Origin of the sequence: Campylobacter showae CC57C (assembly GCF_000344295.2) — a bacterium.
In the GTDB taxonomy this organism is placed as follows: domain Bacteria; phylum Campylobacterota; class Campylobacteria; order Campylobacterales; family Campylobacteraceae; genus Campylobacter_A; species Campylobacter_A showae_B.
The window spans coordinates 1-4,501 of sequence record NZ_AOTD01000209.1 but is presented as its reverse complement, the minus strand read 5'-3'; the positions used below and the strand labels follow the sequence as shown (position 1 = coordinate 4,501).

Below are 4,501 nucleotides of genomic sequence, written 5' to 3'. Positions count from 1 at the left end.
CGCTCATCGTGGGCCGGCACCGCCATAACCGCGCCGCTACCGTAGTCCGCTAAAACGAAATTTGCTACCCAAACAGGCACTTTTTCGCCCGTTAGCGGATGTAGGACATTGATACCCAAAAACAGGCCGTCTTTTTCGCTAGCTTGGCGTTCGCGCGGGCTTTGGTTTAAAATTTTCCTGATTCGCTCAGCCTTATCCGCCTCTAGCTTACCACCGTCAAGCAGTCTTTTTACGATCTTGTGCTCAGGCGCCAAGGCCGCATAGCTAACGCCGTAAATCGTATCAGGGCGCGTAGTAAATACCTCAAAGCCCTCCATCTGCTCGCCGCCTTCTAAAATTTGCTTCGACTCCTCGTCAAGCTCAAATTTAAACTCCAAACCAAAGCTCTTGCCGATCCAGTTTTCCTGCATCGTGAGCACTTGGGACGGCCATTTGCCCTCAAGGCGCTTTAGATCGTCTAGTAGCTCCTGCGCGTAATCGGTGATCTTTAGATAGTAGCCAGGTAGCTCGCGCTGGATGACGGCATTTCCGCATCTCCAGCAGCATCCGTCCTCGACCTGCTCGTTAGCTAGCACGGTTTGGTCATATTCGCACCAGTTCACGACCGCGCTCTTGCGGTAAACCAGACCTTTTTCATACATTTTGATAAAAAATTCTTGCTCAAATTTAGTATAAAGCGGGTCAGATGTCGCAAACTCGCGCTTTTTAGAAAAGCTAAGCCCTAGCGTTTCAAGCTCGCCGCGCATATAGTCTATATTTTCGTAAGTCCAAATTTTAGGATGGATTTTGTGCTTTATCGCCGCATTTTCCGCAGGCATACCAAAGCTATCAAAGCCGATCGGGTGAAGGACGTTGTAGCCGCGCTTGCGGTAGTAGCGAGCCAAGGCGTCGCCGATGGTGTAGTTTCTCACGTGTCCCATATGGATGCGTCCGCTAGGATACGGAAACATGCTTAGGATATATTTTTTAGGCAGACTATAGTCGTCTTTGGGCTCAAATTCGCCGTTTTTACTCCAAATTTCTTGCCATTTTTTTTCTATTTTCGCCGGCTCGTATTTTAAATTTTCACTCATTTTTACTCCTAAAATTCTTCTTGTGTCTTGCCGGACTCAACCAAAACAAGCGCCAAAGAAAAGACGTTTGCTATCGCAGCGCCGATCGCTAGCGAATACGCCATATGCGCGTTGCCGTTTACCTGAAGCAGCACAAAAGCCGGAATAAGGTGCAAATCAGCCACTAGCGAGCTAGCAAAAAGCTCTGCGGCAAAGACGTTTTTGACGCCGATTTTTAGCAGCGTCGAGATCACGTTTACACTCGCCGCTACAAATAGCGCAATCTCGTTTTTATCGTATAAAAACCCCGCCGTCGTCGTCAGGCTCATAAGCGCGAAAAATATATAAACAACCTTGCCCCAGTTCATCGCATCTCCTTATATAGTGCCTTTTTCAAACATTGCGCGTTGCTTGTCTTTTTCTCTTTGTACGCGCGCCTTTTCCGCTTCCATAGCGCGGTATTTCTCCACGCTAAATTTAAACCACAAAAGCATAGGCGCAGCGACGAATATCGAGCTAAGCGTACCGATGACTATACCCACTATCAGCGCCAAAGAAAATCCGTGTATCATATCTCCGCCGAACAAAAATAGCACGACGACCGTGATGAGCGTGGTGCCCGAGGTGAGTATCGTTCTAGTTAGCGTCGCAGAGACCGATTCGTTTATTATCGTATCAAGATGCGTGCTCTTGCTGCTTTTGATATTTTCTCTGATACGGTCAAAGACGATGATCGTGTCGTTTAGCGAATAGCCCACGACCGTAAGGATCGCCGCAAGAGTGTCTAAATTTACGTCGATAGCAAAAAGACTGATAGCTCCCATCGTAATCACGACATCGTGAATCTCCGAGGCCACCGCCGCCATCGCAAATCTCCACTCAAATCTAAACGCGATATAGATCAAAATACCAACAAGCGAGATTGCAAGCGCCATCACACCCTTTTCGCGTAGCTCGTCGCCGACTTTAGGCCCGACCACGTCAGTACGGCGGATCTCAAATTTGCCCGTATCTTTTAAAAGCTCGGCTACGCTAGCTCCGACGTCGCTACCCAAATTTGAGTTTGCTCCCGAAAATCTAATCGTAACCTCTTCGGCTGAGCCAAACTCCGTAACGCTCGCGTTTTTATAGGCTTCGTCTTTTGCTAAAGCCGCGCGAATTTTATCTAGCGAGACTGCGCTATCGTATTTCACCTGGATGAGCGTACCGCCCGAAAAATCGATACCGTAGTTAAAGCCTTTCGTCGCCATCAAAAAAAGTGAACCGAAAAACAGCACGGCAGAGACGGCTAGCGCGATGTAGCGCTTGCTCATAAAATCATAAACATGTGCCTTTGAGAAAAATTGCATTTATACCCTTTTATAACCGAACCAAAACCGCGTGTTACCGCTTTTTTCTATTTTATTTATAATCGTATCAAACATACCGTGAGTACCCAAGATCGCCGTTATCATCGAAGCGATGATACCTATACCCATAGTTACGGCAAAGCCCTTAACTGGTCCAGTACCGTAGGCGTAAAGCACGACCGAGGTAATAAGTGTAGTCAAATTTGCGTCTATGATCGCGCTCATCGCGTTTTCATAGCCCTTTTTCACGCTCGTTGCGATACTAGCTCCGTCGCGCAGCAGCTCTCTGATACGCTCGTTTATGATGACGTTGGCATCGACTGCCATACCGATGGTTAGCACTATACCGGCCATTCCCGGTAGCGTTAGAGCGGCACCGAACATCGCCATCACAGCGACCAATATTAAGATATTTGCGACAAGTGCGATATTTGCCAAAATGCCGCTAAATCCGTAATAAGCTATCATAAATAGCACAACCAAAACCGAAGCCGACGCAAGCGCGATCATAGATTGTCTTATACTATCAGCACCCAGGCTCGGTCCTACGCTTCGCTTTTCTAGCATTTTTACGGGAGCTAAAAGAGCGCCGCTTCTAAGCGCAATAGCTACGTCATGAGCCTCCTCTACGCTAAACCCGCCGCTTATCTGACCGCTTCCGCCGCCGATTCGCTCGTTTATCGACGGAGCCGAGTACACCTTGCCGTCAAGCACGATAGCTAATCGCTTGCCTACGTTTGCGCCGGTAAAATCGCCAAAAATTCTAGCTCCCTCGGCGTTTAAGGTAAAGCTGATGATAGGCGCGTTCGTGCGCTGATCAAAGGCCACTCTAGCGTCCGTTAGCATCGCTCCGTCAAGGACGGGGATGTTTTTTACAACGTATTTTATCTGCGCATTTTTGACGTCCGGATAGATGATGTCGCCGTAGCTTTCAGCCTCAGCCTCGCTCATAGAGTTTGCCTGCGACTGGCGCTTTTCATCGACGGCCATTAGCTGGAGGTGTGCGGCTTTTGCGATGAGATCGCGTGCGCGCTGCTCATCGGCTGCCGTTTTGATACCAGGAAGCTCGACTAAGATATTATCCTTGCCCTGCCTTGCTACCGTAGGCTCTGCTAGACCGAACTGATCGAGGCGGTTTCTGATCGTTTCCACCGCTTGATTTATCGCGTATTCGATAGTTTCGGCCTTCTCGGCGTCGATTAAACCGACAGAGTATTTTAGACCCTCTTTTTGTACGTTAAGACCTTTGATATCTTTTAGCATGCCGTCGATTTTAGCAGCTTCATCTGCGTCGAGTAGCTCAAAGTCCACCTTATCCTCGCGGATCTTAAAGCTATCGATCAAAACGTCCTCTTTTTTTGCAAAATAGTTCACGCTAGCGGCGATCGACTTGATCTTTGAGTGCACGGCCTCCTCGGTCTCAACGCCAAGGAGCATGTGAAGTCCGCCCTGCAAATCAAGACCTAGACTGATTTTAGATCCGCCTAGCTTGTCCGTAAAAGACGGCGCGGAAAAAATAATGCCCAAAATCAAAGCCAGAGCAAAGATGATCAGCCTATACGTTATTTTGCCGTTACGCATTTGCTTTCGTCTCTGTTTTTTCTATTTTTCTCGCGACGAATTCGCGTGAAACGCGCACGATTACGTCGTCGTTAAGCTTAACTCTGATAAAATCCTCTTCCGGTTTTATCACCTCGCAGATTAGTCCGCCGCTAGTTATGATCTTGTCGCCTTTTTCGAGTGCGGCCAGCATCGCGGCATGAGCTTTTTGCTGTTTTTGCTGCGGTCTGATAACCAAAAAATAAAATATCGCGAAAAGCACGACTAGAGGCAGTAATGAAGCTACGAAATTTCCTTCTTGCATGGGATTCCTTGATAAAAAAAATTTTAAGCCCTTATTTTAGCACTAAAATTATAATAAAAGCCTTTGTCGGCGCGATTTTAATCTCAAATTTTATACTAGCCGATCTTTTAGGCAGCGAAATTTTAAATTTTATCTCGCCGTTTTTTGCAATCGCGGGCTTTTATTTTCTGCTCAAATTTGATCGCCGCGGCTTTTTTTGGACGGGATTTTTTATCGGGATTTCGTGGTTTTACTGG

Annotated in this window: 5 protein-coding genes and 1 pseudogene; 1 reads left to right on the top strand and 5 read right to left on the bottom strand. The window is 47.4% G+C overall.

Annotated elements, in window-relative coordinates:
• From H740_RS07875 to yajC, 5 genes are all read right to left on the bottom strand, one after another.
• Nucleotides 1-1,073 (bottom strand): class I tRNA ligase family protein (locus tag H740_RS07875; RefSeq protein ID WP_002953045.1); only part of this gene is annotated, 1,073 nt, incomplete at its 3' end.
• A gap of 8 nt (nucleotides 1,074-1,081) precedes the next feature.
• Nucleotides 1,082-1,420: a DUF6394 family protein gene (locus H740_RS07870; RefSeq protein ID WP_002953043.1), complete on the bottom strand. Its 339-nt coding sequence runs from the start codon at nucleotides 1,418-1,420 to the stop codon at nucleotides 1,082-1,084.
• A gap of 9 nt (nucleotides 1,421-1,429) precedes the next feature.
• The gene (secF, locus tag H740_RS07865) at nucleotides 1,430-2,401 is read right to left on the bottom strand and encodes a protein translocase subunit SecF (RefSeq protein WP_002953041.1); all 972 of its coding nucleotides are present in this window, start codon (nucleotides 2,399-2,401) and stop codon (nucleotides 1,430-1,432) included.
• Nucleotides 2,402-3,982, bottom strand: a complete 1,581-nt coding sequence (gene secD / locus H740_RS07860; protein ID WP_002953040.1) for a protein translocase subunit SecD — start codon at nucleotides 3,980-3,982, stop codon at nucleotides 2,402-2,404.
• Nucleotides 3,975-4,265: a preprotein translocase subunit YajC gene (gene yajC, locus H740_RS07855; protein WP_002953039.1), complete on the bottom strand. Its 291-nt coding sequence runs from the start codon at nucleotides 4,263-4,265 to the stop codon at nucleotides 3,975-3,977. Before yajC ends, secD begins: the two co-directional genes overlap by 8 nt.
• A gap of 8 nt (nucleotides 4,266-4,273) precedes the next feature.
• Between yajC and H740_RS12215 the strand changes: the two are divergent.
• Nucleotides 4,274-4,501: pseudogene (locus H740_RS12215) on the top strand (apolipoprotein N-acyltransferase); the annotation flags it as partial.

Excerpts from the sequence above, each read along its gene's own strand:
- H740_RS07870 (WP_002953043.1), bottom strand. The coding sequence starts at position 1,420 with ATGAACTGGGGCAAGGTTGTTTATATATTTTTCGCGCTTATGAGCCTG.
- secD (WP_002953040.1), bottom strand. The coding sequence starts at position 3,982 with ATGCGTAACGGCAAAATAACGTATAGGCTGATCATCTTTGCTCTGGCT.
- yajC (WP_002953039.1), bottom strand. The coding sequence starts at position 4,265 with ATGCAAGAAGGAAATTTCGTAGCTTCATTACTGCCTCTAGTCGTGCTT.
- secF (WP_002953041.1), bottom strand. The coding sequence starts at position 2,401 with ATGCAATTTTTCTCAAAGGCACATGTTTATGATTTTATGAGCAAGCGC.